General features: G+C 46.2%; 15 protein-coding genes. 10 read left to right on the forward strand and 5 right to left on the reverse strand.

Annotated elements, in window-relative coordinates; genetic code table 11:
* Position 1: 1 nt before the first annotated feature.
* The 3 genes from ACMXYS_RS00360 to ACMXYS_RS00370 form a co-directional block, all read right to left on the reverse strand.
* Positions 2 to 1,609 (reverse strand): carboxyl transferase domain-containing protein, encoded by a 1,608-nt coding sequence (locus ACMXYS_RS00360; RefSeq protein ID WP_415897256.1) that lies wholly within the window; start codon positions 1,607 to 1,609, stop codon positions 2 to 4.
* 29 nt (positions 1,610 to 1,638) lie between these two features.
* Complete coding sequence (locus tag ACMXYS_RS00365; RefSeq protein WP_415883029.1) at positions 1,639 to 2,805, reverse strand: isovaleryl-CoA dehydrogenase; 1,167 nt, start codon at positions 2,803 to 2,805, stop codon at positions 1,639 to 1,641.
* Positions 2,806 to 2,876: 71 nt separating this feature from the next.
* Entirely contained in the window at positions 2,877 to 3,284 is a 408-nt protein-coding gene (locus ACMXYS_RS00370) for a MerR family transcriptional regulator (RefSeq protein ID WP_415886455.1), read from the reverse strand.
* Between the two features lie 295 nt (positions 3,285 to 3,579).
* On the opposite strand from ACMXYS_RS00370, the gene ACMXYS_RS00375 reads away from it, so the two are divergent.
* From ACMXYS_RS00375 to ACMXYS_RS00410, 8 genes are all read left to right on the forward strand, one after another.
* Positions 3,580 to 4,395 (forward strand): ABC transporter ATP-binding protein, encoded by an 816-nt coding sequence (locus ACMXYS_RS00375; protein ID WP_415897257.1) that lies wholly within the window; start codon positions 3,580 to 3,582, stop codon positions 4,393 to 4,395.
* Positions 4,392 to 5,105, forward strand: a complete 714-nt coding sequence (locus ACMXYS_RS00380; protein ID WP_415897258.1) for an ABC transporter ATP-binding protein — start codon at positions 4,392 to 4,394, stop codon at positions 5,103 to 5,105. The genes ACMXYS_RS00375 and ACMXYS_RS00380 overlap by 4 nt, the downstream gene beginning before the upstream one ends.
* 155 nt (positions 5,106 to 5,260) lie before the next feature.
* Positions 5,261 to 6,475 carry an ABC transporter substrate-binding protein gene (locus tag ACMXYS_RS00385; protein ID WP_415883033.1) on the forward strand — a complete coding sequence of 405 codons (1,215 nt, stop codon included), beginning with the start codon at positions 5,261 to 5,263 and terminating at the stop codon, positions 6,473 to 6,475.
* Positions 6,476 to 6,631: 156 nt separating this feature from the next.
* A complete protein-coding gene (locus ACMXYS_RS00390; protein ID WP_415883034.1) occupies positions 6,632 to 7,519 on the forward strand; it encodes a branched-chain amino acid ABC transporter permease in 888 nt (295 codons plus the stop codon).
* A gap of 11 nt (positions 7,520 to 7,530) precedes the next feature.
* Positions 7,531 to 8,457 carry a branched-chain amino acid ABC transporter permease gene (locus ACMXYS_RS00395; RefSeq protein ID WP_415883035.1) on the forward strand — a complete coding sequence of 309 codons (927 nt, stop codon included), beginning with the start codon at positions 7,531 to 7,533 and terminating at the stop codon, positions 8,455 to 8,457.
* 90 nt (positions 8,458 to 8,547) lie between these two features.
* Positions 8,548 to 9,729: a thiolase family protein gene (locus ACMXYS_RS00400; RefSeq protein WP_415897259.1), complete on the forward strand. Its 1,182-nt coding sequence runs from the start codon at positions 8,548 to 8,550 to the stop codon at positions 9,727 to 9,729.
* Positions 9,730 to 9,856: 127 nt separating this feature from the next.
* Positions 9,857 to 10,159 (forward strand): DUF3144 domain-containing protein, encoded by a 303-nt coding sequence (locus tag ACMXYS_RS00405; RefSeq protein ID WP_415883037.1) that lies wholly within the window; start codon positions 9,857 to 9,859, stop codon positions 10,157 to 10,159.
* A gap of 122 nt (positions 10,160 to 10,281) precedes the next feature.
* Positions 10,282 to 11,109 (forward strand): endonuclease/exonuclease/phosphatase family protein, encoded by an 828-nt coding sequence (locus tag ACMXYS_RS00410; RefSeq protein ID WP_415897260.1) that lies wholly within the window; start codon positions 10,282 to 10,284, stop codon positions 11,107 to 11,109.
* A gap of 32 nt (positions 11,110 to 11,141) precedes the next feature.
* On the opposite strand, the gene ACMXYS_RS00415 is transcribed toward ACMXYS_RS00410, so the two are convergent.
* On the reverse strand, positions 11,142 to 11,648 hold the full coding sequence (locus ACMXYS_RS00415; RefSeq protein WP_415897261.1) for a hypothetical protein: 507 nt from the start codon (positions 11,646 to 11,648) through the stop codon (positions 11,142 to 11,144).
* 174 nt (positions 11,649 to 11,822) lie between these two features.
* On the opposite strand from ACMXYS_RS00415, the gene ACMXYS_RS00420 reads away from it, so the two are divergent.
* Complete coding sequence (locus ACMXYS_RS00420) at positions 11,823 to 12,653, forward strand: substrate-binding periplasmic protein (protein WP_415897262.1); 831 nt, start codon at positions 11,823 to 11,825, stop codon at positions 12,651 to 12,653.
* Positions 12,654 to 12,659: 6 nt separating this feature from the next.
* Here ACMXYS_RS00420 and ACMXYS_RS00425 read toward each other — a convergent pair whose 3' ends face one another.
* Entirely contained in the window at positions 12,660 to 14,285 is a 1,626-nt protein-coding gene (locus ACMXYS_RS00425) for an ATP-binding protein (RefSeq protein WP_415897263.1), read from the reverse strand.
* Between the two features lie 213 nt (positions 14,286 to 14,498).
* Between ACMXYS_RS00425 and ACMXYS_RS00430 the strand changes: the two genes are divergently transcribed.
* A complete protein-coding gene (locus ACMXYS_RS00430; RefSeq protein ID WP_415897264.1) occupies positions 14,499 to 16,205 on the forward strand; it encodes a methyl-accepting chemotaxis protein in 1,707 nt (568 codons plus the stop codon).
* Positions 16,206 to 16,238 lie beyond the last annotated feature (33 nt).

Raw genomic sequence — 16,238 nt, forward strand, 5'->3', positions numbered from 1 at the left:
CTTACATCCGGAAGATGCCAAATTTACTGTCTTCAATTGGCTGATTGAGGGCTGCTGATAGGCTCATTGCAACCACTTCACGGGTTTGAGCGGGATCGATCACACCGTCATCCCAGAGTCGTGCACTGGCGTAATAGGGGTGACCTTGTTGCTCATATTTCTCGATAATCGGCTTCTTAAAGTCTGCCTCTTCTTCGGCGCTCCAAGTTTGATTTTTACGCTCAAGTTGGTCGCGTTTAACTGTGGATAAAACCCCTGCGGCTTGCTCGCCACCCATCACCGAGATACGGGCGTTAGGCCACATCCACAGGAAATTAGGGCTATAACCACGACCACACATACCGTAGTTGCCTGCACCAAAAGAGCCACCAATGAGAACGGTGATTTTAGGCACGTTGGCACACGCCACGGCGGTCACCATTTTGGCACCGTGTTTGGCGATCCCTTCGGATTCGGCTTTCTCGCCCACCATAAAACCGGTGACATTCTGCAAGAACAGTAGTGGAATCTTGCGTTGGCAGCAGAGTTCGATAAAGTGCGCGCCTTTTTGAGCGGAATCGCTGAATAAAATCCCGTTATTGCCGATGATGCCGACAGGATAGCCGCAAATATGCGCAAAACCTGTTACTAAGGTTGTGCCAAATTGCTGCTTAAATTCATCGAAGTTCGAGCCATCGACGATTCGGGCAATCACCTCGCGGACATCAAACGGCTTTTTCAGATCGGTACCGACCACGCCATAGATCTCCTCCTCGTTATAAAGCGGAGGCTGCGGTGTTTGTAGTTGCACGTTGGTTTGTTTAACGCGGTTGCTATTGGCGATACAGCGTCTGGCGAGTTGCAGTGCATGGGCATCGTTGTCGGCGTAATAATCGGCGACCCCAGAGACCTTACAGTGCACATCGGCACCACCAAGTGCTTCGGCGGTGACGACTTCACCTGTGGCAGCTTTAACCAAGGGAGGACCGGCTAAGAAGATCGTACCTTGATCACGGACGATGATGGATTCATCAGCCATGGCTGGCACATAAGCGCCACCGGCGGTGCATAACCCCATAACGACGGCAATTTGCGGGATACCTTTGGCTGACATCCGTGCTTGGTTGTAGAAGATGCGGCCGAAATGATCACGATCGGGAAATACTTCATCCTGTTGAGGCAGGTTGGCGCCACCAGAATCAACCAAGTAGATGCAGGGCAGATTGTTCATCTCTGCGATCTCTTGCGCACGCAGATGTTTTTTCACCGTCAGAGGGAAGTAAGTACCGCCTTTGACCGTGGCATCATTGGCTATAATCATGCAGTCTTGGCCGCACACTTGGCCGATACCGGCGACGGCTCCTGCTGCCGGAATGTTATCTTCGTAAACCTGATAAGCCGCGAGTTGGCCTATCTCTAAAAAGGCAGAACCCGGGTCTAATAGTTGATCGATACGCTCGCGCGCCAGTAACTTACCGCGTGCTCTGTGGCGCTCCTGATACTCAGGGCCACCGCCTTGTGCGATTACTGCAATTTTATCTTTTAGATCAGCCACCGCCGCGCGCATTTCGCGTTGGTTGGCTTTAAATGACTCTGCCTGTGTATTTATTGTTGTGTGCAGAACAGCCATAGATAGTCTCCTAGTCGCCTGTTGATGGCTTACTTATTCATAAACAGCTCACGACCGATAAGCATTCGGCGTATCTCTGAGGTACCTGCTCCTATCTCGTAGAGCTTGGCATCACGGAGTAAACGGCCGGTTGGAAATTCATTGATATAACCGTTACCGCCCAAGAGCTGGATCGCATCCAGCGCCATTTTGGTTGCGGTTTCGGCGGTGTAAAGGATCACCCCAGCGCAATCTTTTCGGCTGGGTTCACCACGCATTGCTGCTTGGGCAACGCTGTAGGTATAGGCCTTGCTGGTATTCATCAGGGTGTACATATCGGCGATCTTGCCTTGTACAAGTTCGAACTCGCCGATCGCTTGGCCAAACTGATTACGATCACGAATGTAAGGGACTGCAATATCCATCGCTGCAGCCATAATCCCCAAGGGGCCACCGGCTAACACTAAGCGCTCGTAATCCAAACCGCTCATCAGTACGCGGGTACCGCCGTTGAGTTCACCTAAGATGTTCTCTTTAGGTACTGGGCAATCTTCGAAAACCAGTTCACAGGTGTTTGAGCCGCGCATACCTAGCTTGTCGAGCTTCTGGTGACGTGAGAAACCTGGATAATCGCGTTCGACGATAAACGCGGTAATCCCTTTAGCACCAGCGTTGGGTTCGGTCTTGGCATAGATCACATAAGTATTGGCGTCGGGGCCATTGGTGATCCACATCTTGTTGCCGTTCAGCAGGTAGTGATCGCCATTATCGCGGGCATGCAGCTTCATGGAGACCACATCAGAACCCGCATTGGGCTCAGACATCGCCAATGCACCCACATGTTCACCGCTGATCAATTTCGGCAGATATTTTTGCTTTTGCTCTTCGGTACCGTTGCGATGAATCTGGTTAACACACAGATTGGAGTGCGCACCGTAAGAGAGGGCAACGGACGCGGAGGCACGGCTGATCTCTTCCATGGCGATCACATGAGCCAAATAGCCCATATCGACACCGCCATATTCCTCTTTAGCCGTGATACCGAGCAGCCCCATATCACCGAACTTACGCCATAGATCCTGAGGAAACTCATTATCCTTATCGATCTGTTCCGCTCTTGGCGCTATCTCTTGTGCAGCAAAATGGTTTATTTGCTCACGCAACATATCTAATGTTTCACCAAGGCCAAAATTCAGGCTGGAATACTGTGAGATCATAGTCGTACCCTTGTTACCGGCGTGTCGATTTATCCACAGATCACTTAAGGATCAAGTAAAGGCTGAATCGATTAACCGGCTCTTTGTTGTTTTTGTTTTAGTTCGAGCAATGTTTCATGGCAGCGGAGTTCTGCGTTATCTAACTCCTGCTGCAAAATCGCGATATCTTGAAGCTGTTGTTCCAGCTCCGAACGCTTTTCATTAATTTTTTCTAACAGCAGAGTTAGCTGCTTTTCACTTCCTGTCAGCGTTTCATCCCACAGCGCAAAAAGCTCTCGGGTTTCCGCTAGTGAGAACCCAAGACGTTTACCGCGCAGTATCAGCTTTAAGCGCACGCGATCTTGTGTGCTGTAGATACGTGTCTGCCCACGTCGGGTAGGAAAGAGCAGCTGCTGATCCTCATAGAAACGGATGCTTCGCGTGGTTAACGCGAACTCTTTCGCTAGCTCGCTGATGGAATAAGTCTGTTTGCTATTCATAAAAATCCGCTGTTTTTAACTCTTTACAGATTAAGCAAAGTTTACGTTCACGTAAAGGTCAATAAAGGAATTCCTGTATTTTTGTAAATATTTTAACCGCTTTTGTAAGTTGCTGAAAAATATAAACTAAATCGTAAGTCTATCGTTTTTTGCAGTGCGACTACGACTAAAGTTGTACTGGATTTTATGTAGGGGTAATTGCTAGGTTGGGCGACAGCTTATCAGCATTTAGCCGTATTTTTAGGTTGTTGCGCTGGTTAAATAAAAATAAAAAACAGCGAGGATCAGAGTCTGCATGAGTGTCGATTATGTACTGCAAACCTCAGATTTGATTAAAGAGTTTAAAGGCTTTACTGCGGTAGATAAGGTCAATTTGAACGTCGAGCGTGGCAGCATTCACGCCTTGATCGGGCCTAATGGTGCCGGTAAGACGACCGTATTTAATTTGTTGACCAAATTTTTAATCCCAACGTCCGGTCAAATTCTTTTTAATGGCGAAGATATCACCCAGATGCGTTCCGCCGAGATCGCACGTAAAGGGGTGATCCGTTCTTTCCAGATCTCTGCGGTGTTTCCACACCTAACGGTGTTGGAGAACGTCCGTATTGCCCTTCAACGTAAAGAGGGCAACAGCTTTCATTTTTGGAAGTCTGACAAAGTCTTAGACAAGCTTAATGGCCGTGCGATGGAACTGCTGGAGTCGGTAGGTCTACAAGACCATGCGAACTCCGTGACTGTCGATCAGCCTTATGGTCGTAAACGTGCTTTGGAGATCGCAACCACATTAGCCCTAGATCCAGAACTGATGTTATTGGATGAACCGACTCAGGGTATGGGTCACGAAGATGTTGAAGTGGTGTCGGACCTGATCAAACAGGTCTCTAAAGATCGCACCATTTTGATGGTTGAGCATAACCTGCATGTGGTTTCCAAACTGGCGGACCGCATCTCTGTTCTGCAGCGTGGCGCGATTCTTACTGAAGGTGATTACGCCACGGTATCAGCCGACCCACGCGTTAAAGAAGCGTATCTGGGCGTTGCTGCGGATGAAGAACCAGAAGCTGCTAAGCCTGCTGAAACAGCCCCTGAGAAAGAGGAGGTTGTGGCATGAGCTTAGGTGGCAACGAAAAACTCCGTATCAGTGACCTGCACTCTTTCTATGGTGAATCTCACATTCTGCATGGCATCGATATGCACGTGATGCAGGGCGAGCTAGTAACCCTATTGGGTCGTAATGGCTCAGGCCGTTCAACTACGTTGCGTTCGATCATGAATATGGTGGGTCGTCGTAGTGGCAGTATCAACGTCAATGGTCGCGAAACCATCGATATGCCGGCGCACAAAATCGCGCATTTAGGTATGGGCTTCTGCCCGGAAGAGCGCGGTATTTTTTCCAGTTTAAACGTGGAAGAAAACCTGATGCTGCCGCCGACTGTGCGCAGTGACGGCATGAGTGTCGAAGAGATCTATGAAATCTTCCCCAATCTTTACGAACGCCGAACCAGCCAAGGCACACGCCTATCTGGTGGTGAACAGCAGATGTTGGCTTTAGCTCGTATCTTGCGTTCGGGCGCAAATATCTTGTTGCTCGACGAGATCACCGAAGGTTTAGCGCCGGTGATTGTGCAGAAGTTGGGTGAGGTTCTAACCAAGTTAAAAGAACGCGGATTGACCATCTTGTTGGTAGAGCAGAACTTCCGTTTTGCTGCACCGATTGCGGATCGTCATTACGTGATGGAACACGGTCATATCGTGGAAGAAGTTCACAAACATGAGCTGGCCGAGAAAACAGAATTACTAAATACCTATTTAGGTGTTTAACAGCCTTGAGGAGCCTATGAATAAGCCTTTTACAGGCCTGCGCTTAGGTTCCTGAATGTCCAGAGGCTAAGTGAATGACCCGAAGATGTGCTGGGTTAAACCACAAAGCATCAAACTTTGAATAAAAATAAAAAACTCTATCGGGAGAAAATGCGATGAAATCAATGAAGAAATCTCTGCTGACAGCGGCAATTGCCTCTACATTCGCAGTAACAGGGGTGCAAGCGGCAGGTGTATCAGACGACAAAGTCAAAATCGGTGTACTAGCCGATATGGGCGGTGTTTATGCTGATATCTGTGGTGCAGGCTGTGTTACAGCAGTAGAGATGGCGGTTGAAGATTTTGGCGGTACGGTGCTAGGTAAACCAATTGAAGTGGTAAGTGCCGACGACCAGAACAAACCAGATATCGGTTCTGCAAAAGCGCGTGAATGGGTAGAAAGCCAAGGCGTTGATGCAGTTACAGGTCTGGTAGCTTCTTCAGTAACAGGTGCGGTAACTAAAGTGCTAACAGACAACAAAAAAGTTGCTCTGATCGCTACTTCTGCATCTCATGCGTTCACCACTAAGGCGTGCTCACCTTACAACGCTCACTGGACTTACAACGTAGTTGCGCTAGCTAACGGTACGGTAAAACCAATGGTAGCTGCAGGTAAGAAGAAGTGGTTCTTCATCACCGCGGACTACGCTTTCGGTCATGCCCTAGAGAAAGTAGCAACCGGCGTAATTAACTCTAATGGCGGTGAAGTGGTAGGCGCCGTGCGTGCTCCACTAGGTACAACCGACTTCTCCTCTTACGTTCTTCAGGCGCAATCTTCAGGCGCAGACGTAGTGGCGCTAGCCAATGCGGGTGCTGATTTCGTTAACTCCCTAAAAACAGCAGCTGAGTTCGGTCTAACTGAAACAACTGATGTTGCAGGTTTGTTGGTATTTACTCACAACGCGAAAGCGCTAGATCCAGAAATTTCTGGCGGTATGAAACTAACAACAGGTTTCTACTGGGATATGGATGATGAAACACGTGCTTGGTCTAAACGCTTTAAAGAGCGTCACGGCTCTATCCCAGCAATGGGTCAGGCGGGTGCTTACTCTATGACGATGCACTACCTAAACGCGATCAAAGAAGCGGGTACGGATGATGCTGATGCGGTAATGGCGAAGATGAAGGCGAACAAGCCGAACGATTTCTTCGCGCGTAACGCTCATCTACGTGCGGATGGTCGTATGGTGCATGACATGTATCAGGTACGTATCAAAACATCCAAAGAGCGTAAAAACGAAGACGATATCTTCGCAATTGAGCAGGTTATCCCAGGTGAAGAAGCATTTGGTCCGATGATGGATAAGTGTAACTTCCTGGCTGCCAAATAAGGCGCTTGTATGACGAGGGGGGCGGCTTTCGCCTCTCTCACAGTAAGTCAGAGTTTTGAGCTATTCGTAGTTCTATATAGCTCTCTTAGCGGATTGTAAGTACCGGTTAGCTACAAATGTATCTGTGGCGCAGTTGCCGGTTAGGGGTGGAGAGTTATGGCAACATTCCTCGATATAAATCTCTTTGGCCTATTTGGTCAATTGCTGGTGGGCCTGATTAACGGCTCATTCTATGCATTACTCAGTCTGGGTTTAGCAATTATTTTCGGACTGTTAAAAATCATTAACTTCGCGCAGGGCGCGCTCTATATGCTGGGTGCTTTCTTTGCGTGGATGGCTCTTAACTATATGGGCATTAACTATTGGGTCGCGCTAATTCTCGTTCCGATCGCCGTGGGCTTTATCGGCATTTTGATGGAGCGTTTTCTGCTGCGTCCAATTGCCAATGAGGATCACCTCTACAGTTTGCTGCTGACCTTCGGTTTAGCGCTGATTCTTCAGGGGGCGTTTACCCACCTGTTTGGTTCCTCGGGTATGTCCTATGCAATTCCAGAAGAGCTGAAAGGCGGTAACCGTCTGCCATTTATGTATCTGCCAAATTATCGTGCTTGGATCATTATCGCGTCGATCATTGTCTGCGCCGGTACTTGGTACATGATTGAGAAAACAAAGCTGGGTGCCTACCTGCGTGCAGGTACTGAGAACCCGCAGTTGATGCAGGCATTTGGTATCAACGTACCTTTGATTGTCACTCTGACCTTTGGTTTTGGTGTCGGCTTAGCTGGCTTTGCCGGTGTCATGGCCGCGCCGGTGTATTCGGTATCACCCGATATGGGTTCCAACATGCTGATCGTAGTATTCGCCATCGTGGTAATTGGCGGTATGGGATCGATCGGTGGCGCAATCCTGACCGGTTTAGGTATGGGGGTTGTGGAAGGCCTGACGAAGTACTTTTACCCCGAAGCCTCGACCACCGTTATTTTTGCGGTGATGGTGATTGTATTGCTAACCAAGCCTGCGGGCTTATTTGGTAAAGAAGCCTAGGAGACGTGACGATGAAAATAAGTAAAACAATGATTGCACTGGTCGTCCTTGGATTGATTGCTCCTTACGTGCTTTACCCTGTGTTTGTTATGAAAGTGCTCTGTTTCGCACTGTTCGCTTGCGCATTTAACCTGTTGTTGGGTTATGTGGGTTTGCTCTCTTTCGGCCACGCTGCGTTCTTAGGAACCGGCGGCTACATTACCGGTTATTTGATGATGGAAACCGGTGTGACACCCGAGTTAGGTGTGTTGGGTGGAACCTTAGCAGCGGCTTTACTGGGTGCTGTATATGGCAAGTTGGCGGTGAAACGTGAAGGTATCTACTTTGCCATGGTCACGCTGGCGTTAGCGCAGTTAGCTTTCTTCGTTTACCTACAAGCACCGTTTACCGGTGGTGAAGATGGAATGCAGGGCGTTCCTCGTGGACATCTGTTCGGGTTTATTGACCTGAGCGATAACATGAGTATGTATTACTTCGTGTTTGCCATCTTCCTGTTTGGTTTCTGGTTGGTAAATCGCACGATCCACTCACCGTTTGGTCAAATCCTTAAAGCGATCCGTGAAAACGAAGCGCGTGCGGTATCTCTTGGTTACAACGTTAATGACTACAAATGGGCTGCATTTGTAATCTCGGCTGCACTAGCAGGGCTTGCCGGTTCGACGAAAACCTTAGTGTTCCAGCTGGCTTCTCTGACCGATGCTCATTGGCATATGTCCGGTGAGGTGGTGTTGATGACCTTGCTAGGCGGTATGGGCACGATCTTTGGTCCAATCGTAGGTGCCGGTGCGGTTGTAACTATTCAGAACTACTTGTCCGGTGGTGAGTTGGGTAACTACATCCACATCATCATGGGCTTTATCTTCGTGATCTGCGTACTAGCGTTCCGTAGCGGTATTGTTGGTGAAGTGCAGAAATTCATGAAAAAGAACTTTAGCTAAACTTAAACCAAAGGGGATTTATACGATCCCCTTTTTTGTCTCTACAAGTTGACGTTAACGTCAATATTAGAAAGTAATGAAGGTGGAAATATGAGTCAGGATGCAGTCGTTATTGTAAGTGCCGCGCGTACCCCAATGGGTGGCATGATGGGATCGTTAAGCGATGTTCGCGCTCCCGATCTATGTGCTACTGCGATCAAAGCTGCAATTGAGCGTGCAGGTGTTGCTGCGGATGATGTCGATGAAGTGGTGATGGGCTGTGTTTTGCCTGCTGGTTTAGGTCAGGCGCCTGCTCGACAAGCATCACGTGCTGCAGGTATTCCTGATGCTGCCGGTTGTACCACCATCAATAAGATGTGTGGCTCCGGTATGAAGGCGGTGATGTTGGCTCATGATCAAATCTTAGCGGGCTCCGCTTCTATCATGGTCGCTGGTGGCATGGAGAACATGAGTCAGTCTCCGTATCTATTGCCAAAAGCCCGTGAAGGCATGCGTATGGGTCACGGTAAGGTGATCGATCATATGTTCTTCGATGGTTTAGAGGACGCTTATGAAGGCGGCTTAATGGGCTCGTTTGCACAAAAGAGTGCCGACGACTTCAACGTCACTCGTGAAGCGATGGACGACTTTGCGATCGGTTCTCTAGAAAAAGCGATTGCTGCAATTGAAGCCGGTGAGTTTGCCGAAGAGATCGCACCCGTAACGATTAAAACCCGTAAAGGCGAAGTGGTTGTCGATACCGATGAACAGCCGGGTAATGCTCGAATTGATAAGATCCGCAGCTTAAAACCGGCCTTCAAAAAAGATGGCACGGTGACAGCTGCGAACTCCAGCTCGATCTCCGATGGCGGTTCAGCGCTGTTGCTAATGAAAGAGTCTGAGGCAAAAGCCCGTGGTCTATCTCCGCTAGCTAAAATCGTGGCTCACTCCACACATGCACAGCTGCCTGCTGAATTTACCATTGCACCGATCGGTTCGATCCAGAAAGCGTTGGATAAAGCGGGTTGGTCGAAAGAGGACGTGGATCTATTTGAGATCAACGAAGCCTTTGCTGTGGTTTCTATGCTGGCGATCACCGAACTAGGGCTTGATGCTGACAAAGTGAATGTCCGTGGTGGGGCGTGTGCACTGGGTCACCCGATCGGTTCAAGTGGCTCCCGCATTATGGTGACGCTGCTGCATGCGCTGAAACAGAAAGGCCTGAAGCGCGGTATCGCCTCGCTTTGCATTGGCGGTGGCGAAGCGACAGCGGTCGCGGTTGAGATGCTCTAATCACTGCTTAACATCTTAGCCATTGGTGCAATACGCTTCGCTATTGCACCTTACCTATTGTACAGTTGAGCTCTTTTGTAATGGGGCGGGTTATTGCCCTAACAGTTTTTGAATAGGGTGGTGCTGTATGAGTCAAAAAGAAAAGGCGATGGATACGTATAAAATGGCAGACGAGTTTATCGATCTGGCTAACCGTATGTTGACTGCTGAAGGTAAAGAACTTGAAGATGTAGGTGCAGCTATTCGTTACGCTGCAGCACGTTTTAGCTCCCACGAAGTAGCATATCGTTCAAGCGATCTAGCGGCTGAAAAGAAAGACGCAGTAGATTGGTATACCGGCCACTTTAACGAAATGCTAAACGAAAACTTCGACCAGCATATCGAACACATTGCAGCTGAAAAAGAGAAAGCTGCGGCTGAAAACCACTAAGCTATTTCGCTTCAGTAAGGTGCAATAGCAAAGCGTATTGCGCCTTACATGTTTCTCATTATTGCTTCAGCTTCCTGTTCTGGCTCACGCTCAAGGCATCATTTCGATGTGGAATCTCAAAAATGAAGAGTGTAATCAAACTGCTGGGCTTGGCGTTGTTCTCTCAGGCATTTCCAGTCCAAGCTGATAACCATAAGCTAAGTATTTTGACATGGAATGTGTGGTTTGATGACCGCAGTGGTCAACGCCGGTATCCATTGATTCTGGATGAAATATACCAACAGAATGCTGATATTGTTGCCCTTCAGGAAGTGACTCCCAAGTTCATCGGTTTGTTAGAAAAACACCGATTAAACGAACGCTACCATGTTAGCTTTTCATCACAGATAAGCAGATACCAAAACGTAACCCTCACTAAGGTTCAGCCTCAATACCATGAGGTCATAAACCTAACTTCTGCTATGGGCCGCAAGGCTTTGATGGTCCACCTGAAAACGAGTGATAACTGTGATGTAGTCGTCGCTAATCTGCACCTTGAAAGCCCACTAGACAGTTCTGAACTCAGAGTCGAACAGATTCAGAAAGTCGTCGAAGCGCTTCCATCGGATCATCTGGCGATTTTGGCGGGGGACTTTAATTTTGGGAATAAGGCTATAGAAGAGAATGCTACTCTTCATTCATTCTATGATGCTGCAAACTCCGATGAGTGGATCAACACCCCAACATACGATGTCGAGCTGAACTTATGGGCTCAGCAAACCAAATTTTGGTTTGAAGATAGTCGGCGGCTTGATCGAGTGTATCTGAATACCCCAAACGCTTTAGAGCAGAAATATACCCTTGTGGCCCAGCTCAGATTGGAAAAAGCACCATTCCTTTCTGACCATTACGGCGTGAAATTTAGTTTTGGTTTAAACGAAGCGCAAATAGATAAGTTCTGTCGTAAGTAGGGTGTAATAACGCAGTTATTACACCCCGTAGCTTAACTCTTATGGTAAGTGATGGTCTTGTTTATGTATTTGTGCAAACGGTCTTCACACACGCCCAACGCTTTTTTGCCATTTTTAAGAACTGAGTTGGTGTATTTTTGGCGATCTTCAGCAGTGACTGATTTGTAGATATTGTTTAAGGCTGCTCGGCTTTTATCCATATTGGATAGAAAAACGACGCACCTAGCTTGGTCCTGAGATATCTTTGTATAGCCAATAATTTCATTCACTTCGCTCAAACTAGGGCCTTCCCAATCACATACACCCCTATCACGCATGGCTTCAAAAACGACTTGGCCCTCCCAAATTTTATCTTTTGCACGGACTGCTTTGGTTCTGGCTCTATCGTATTCCCCTGCATCATACAGATCGTAAGCATCGTTGATTGAATCCTGAGCATTGCGCAGTTTTTCAAGGGCGTCATCCGCTTGCGCTGCACAATGTGCGAAGGCGGCGGACGGCAGGGTAGTGATTAGTAGAGTAATAAGAAGTTTATACATCAGCTTTCTTCCTGAATGACGACGAGATGGATAATTTTTGCGCCATTATACCTGATGCGTTTTTAAATGGATTAGTGAAGTCCTTTTTACGAGGTCACAAATAAATCTCCAGTTGTTGATTCTTAAAATTATGTACTAGATTGATATCGATACGGTTGGTTGGAGTCATCCATCATGCTTGTTGATAATCATATTAAGCAGGGCTTTCATGCTCTCCTTACAGTAACGTGTTTTTTTTCGCCTTTGGCTAGCGCCGAAGAAATCCTGATCGAAAAGCCAATAAATATAGCTATGTCTGATTGGTGCCCTTTTACCGGTAATTGCGGTATCGGGGAAGGCTATATTCCAGAGGTAATAGGTGAAATTTTTTCGAGAAAGAACATCAAAGTTAATTTCTATCTAATGCCTTGGAGTCGTGGTTTACAACGGACCTCAGATGGTGAGTTTACAGGCTTGTTGAATCCGTCTCAGCATGGTGAAGCTTCTCACTTCTATTTCTCTAAGGAGCCTACGGGCTCCTACGCTTATTGTTATTACACGAAAAAGGAGGACTCGTGGGTATATAAAGGGGCAACCTCTTTAAGTACTCGGCAAACCGCACTTATCAAAGATGCGGGGATGGGGGAAGATCATGCCTATATTAATGATCCAAAAAATCAGGATTACTTTTACCATATTAGTTTGACGGATGATTATATGGATCGGGCTTTTAAAATGCTGGATTCAGGTAGGATTGATACCTTTGTGAATGATTTCAACGTAACCGAATTTTATTTAAAGCAGCACCCAATATGGAAAGGAAAAATTAAAAAAGCAGGCTGTATAAAAATGAACAACGTATGGCTTGGGTTAACACCGAAGTTTTCTGAAAGGGATAGAGTTGCTTTGGTGGGAGAGATCTATGATCAAGGGGTTGTCGAGCTGAGAAATGATGGAACACTTGCAAAAATATTAGAGAAATACGGGGTGTCAGATTGGGAGAAAATCGAATTTAAAATTGAATAACGTTGTTTATGTTTTAGTTAATGAATCATCTTTTTTAGCGTCTTCGTTCACATTAACTGGAGACTTAATCTCAATGTGGAAGCCTGGTTCGCTTTGATTAATTATTTTTATCTCCCCTTGAAGAAGCTGCGACACCACATTGTAAACAATAGTCATTCCAAGCCCTATACCACCCTTGCCTCGTTTAGTTGTAAAGAATGGTTCGAATAGATTTTGGGCTTCATATTGCGACAAGCCGCGACCATTATCATGGTAGGTTAAAATTATAAAATCATCTTCTTTACGGGCATCAATTGTTATATTGCCTTCGTTATTCGAAAATCCATGAATAATGGAATTATTGATTAAGTTACTTAATATATGATGGTAAGCGCCGGGGTAACTATTAGAATAGATATCCTCGGGTATATTTAGAGTGCAGGTGATTTTCTTTTCTTTTAATTGAAACTGCATCGTTTGTAATGAGTTGGTTAAGTACTCATTGAGATTGAACTCGTACTTCTCTTCTTGTCTTTGATCTGTAGCGATAAGCTTAAAGTTAGAGATCAGCTCGCTGGATTTAATAATGCTGCTAGAGAACAGTTTGTTAGATTCTTCTATGTCATGTAAAAAATCATCTAACTCTTTTTGGGTCAGTGCTTGCTTGGCGATGCTATTACGAATGGCTCTGCAATGATCTTCTTGCACGCCTATCGCTGTAAGGCAGATACCTATTGGGGTATTAATTTCATGAGCGACTCCAGCTACGAGGTTGCCTAAGGCTGCCATTTTTTCGGTTTCAATTAAGCGATTTTGTGTTGAACGTAAGTCATCCATTGACTCTTCGAGTAACTTGGTACGTTCTGCTACTTTGTCCTCTAACTGTAATTTGTGCTTAATCTCGTTATCTAATAGGGCGTTTCTTTCCTCTAATAGCTTTTGTTGTCTCTGGTAAGAGTCGTGTAGGCTCTTGCGCATATAATTGATGGTATGGGAGACAGTATCGATCTCATCAGGTTTGTCGACGATTTCTTTCTTATCCAGTTGAAGCGGCTCTGATAGTTTATTGAAATTCAAAGAGGCGATGTACTCTGATATTTTTTTCAAGTGTTTGGCGATCAAAAACCAAATGAGTAAGAGAATAAAACCTGATACTAAAAAGGTTTTAATTCCGTTACTGACTAGTATCACACCTGCTTTATTAATTAATCGCTTATAGACATTATCTATACTGGCAGTTACCAATAGGGTTCCTATCTGCCTATCTGGCAATTTACTTGCGTTATAAATAAGCGGGAATTCTACAATTCTAGAAGCGCTTGATTTGGCTGCGCCGGCCTCCCAAGATGTTTTGTCTTCGACTTTAATCGCCACATATTCAATATCAGGAAGCTGACTGAGACCTAATAGTTGAGTCTTAAGTTGAGAATCATCGTATGACCATACGCTTAAAGTGATGGCATTAAGATAAGAAGCTTGAATTATATTAAATTGCTGCTCGATACGGTTGATATCTGCACGGTAATCAAGTGCTAGCTGTAGCGATGTACTTATGAGTGTGAAGCAGGAGCTAAATAATAAAATAAGAATCGCTATTCTTTTGCCTAATCGGCTAGAAATAACGTGCTTATCAGAGCTTCGTTTCTTGTTCATACAACCACATTGACCCACCAGAAGATAAAGAAACATTTTCTATTTTCGACAGCTTAGCTCTTCTAGTGTAGTTGAGTTAGCGGTGGTTGGAGGGTTAGGTGCCCACAACATGAATTACTCTTATTAAGTGAAAAATATTCTGCTGACTGGAAGAGCTGCTCATCGGTTGTTTTTGCCTGCTACACTAAAAATACCAAATTGGAGGAATTCCTTATGGCCAAAATAGGAATCACTCAGGGGATCTTCATCAAAATGGCCGTTCCCATTCTGAGTGTGTTTATTGTGGCGCTGGCCGTTATGGCATGGTTGATACCTTCAAGGATGGAAGACCGAGTACTGGAAGACACCGTATTTGCCGCGGAACAAACGGCTATCCAATTCAAAACGTTACGAAAATACTATGTGCAAAACATAGCCTCTGTTGTCAGTAAAGGGTCAGATATTAAGCCTGCGATAGATCATCAGGGAAACCCTAAAGCTATCCCGCTACCAGCCACGATGATCCATGATTTGAGTAAATTACTCGAAAACAACGGCGTTAACGTCAAACTTTATAGTGATTTCCCTTTCCCTAATCGTGCTAGTCGTAATCTTGATCAATTTGCTTCTGATGCTTGGGATTATCTGGTGGCTAACCCAGACGGTATTTACAAACAGGTGAGTAGTCATGGCGATAAGAGCATTGTTCGCGTTGCTATTGCCGATACGATGTCGGCTCCAGGGTGCGTTGCTTGCCATAATAGCCACCCCGATTCGCCCAAGACTGATTGGAAGTTAGGGGATGTTCGAGGTGTTCTAGAGATTGATTCAGATGTCACTGAGCAGCTTGCCTCAAGCCAAGTGACCAGTGTGACGGTTATCGGTTTTCTCTTATTGATGTTGTTAGTCATTCTGACGACTATTTATCTCTCCTTTAAGCGCGTGATTAGTCAGCGGATAGCAACAATATCCAGAGCAATTGGGGTGATTGCCGATGGCGAAGGGGACCTTACCCAGCGCCTAAATGAGGTAGGGAATGATGAGTTATCACATTTAGGTCATACAGTGGATCGGATGTTGTCCCAACAGCAGGAAATGGTGCGTCAATTGACCCAAGTTTCTCATCAATTAGCTGATAAAACCGATCATTTGCTGGTGGATATTAAAAACACGGCTGAGCATACCGAAGACCAACAACAACGTACGACTCAAGTTGCTGCATCAGTTGAACAGATGAGTGGTGCGATTCATGAAGTAGCGAGTAATGCGGCAACGGCTGATGACACGGCTAAAGAAACCAACCAAATGGCAGATACGGGCAAAACTGTAGTGACAGCCTCAGTTAACGCAATTAACCAATTATCTGAGCAGGTAGAAGAAACAGCATCTGTTATTGATACTCTAAGGGCAGATAGCGAAGAGATTGGTAAAGTGCTCGATGTTATCCGTGATATTGCTGATCAAACCAACTTGTTAGCGCTGAATGCTTCAATAGAAGCTGCGCGTGCGGGTGAACAAGGTCGCGGGTTTGCCGTGGTGGCTGATGAGGTGCGTAACCTTGCTGGACGGACGCAAAACAGCACTCATGAAATTCAGGATATGATCAACCGCCTACAAACTGGTGCATCAAATGCTGTGCATGCGATGCAATCAGGGCAGGAATCCGCACGTAATAGTGTAGAAAATGCCAGTCAAGCGGGTGATTCGTTGGAACATATCACTCAAGCGGTGAGTAACCTTTCATTTGTTAACTCACAAATTGCGGCGGCGGTAGAACAGCAGGGCGCAGTAGCCAACGATATCAGTGAACATGTCTCGTTTATTCAAATTAAATCTGAAGAAACGTCGGCAGAATCTGAGCGTAATCAACAGGTTTGCCAAGAACTCTCGGCGTTGGCTCAACAGTTACGGCAGAGTGTGAGTCACTTTAAAGTGGATTGATATTAGTCATGCGAAGAAAGGATCAGTAGGGCA

The organism is Neptuniibacter sp. QD57_21 (assembly GCF_047778075.1).
Lineage (GTDB): Bacteria > Pseudomonadota > Gammaproteobacteria > Pseudomonadales > Balneatricaceae > Neptuniibacter.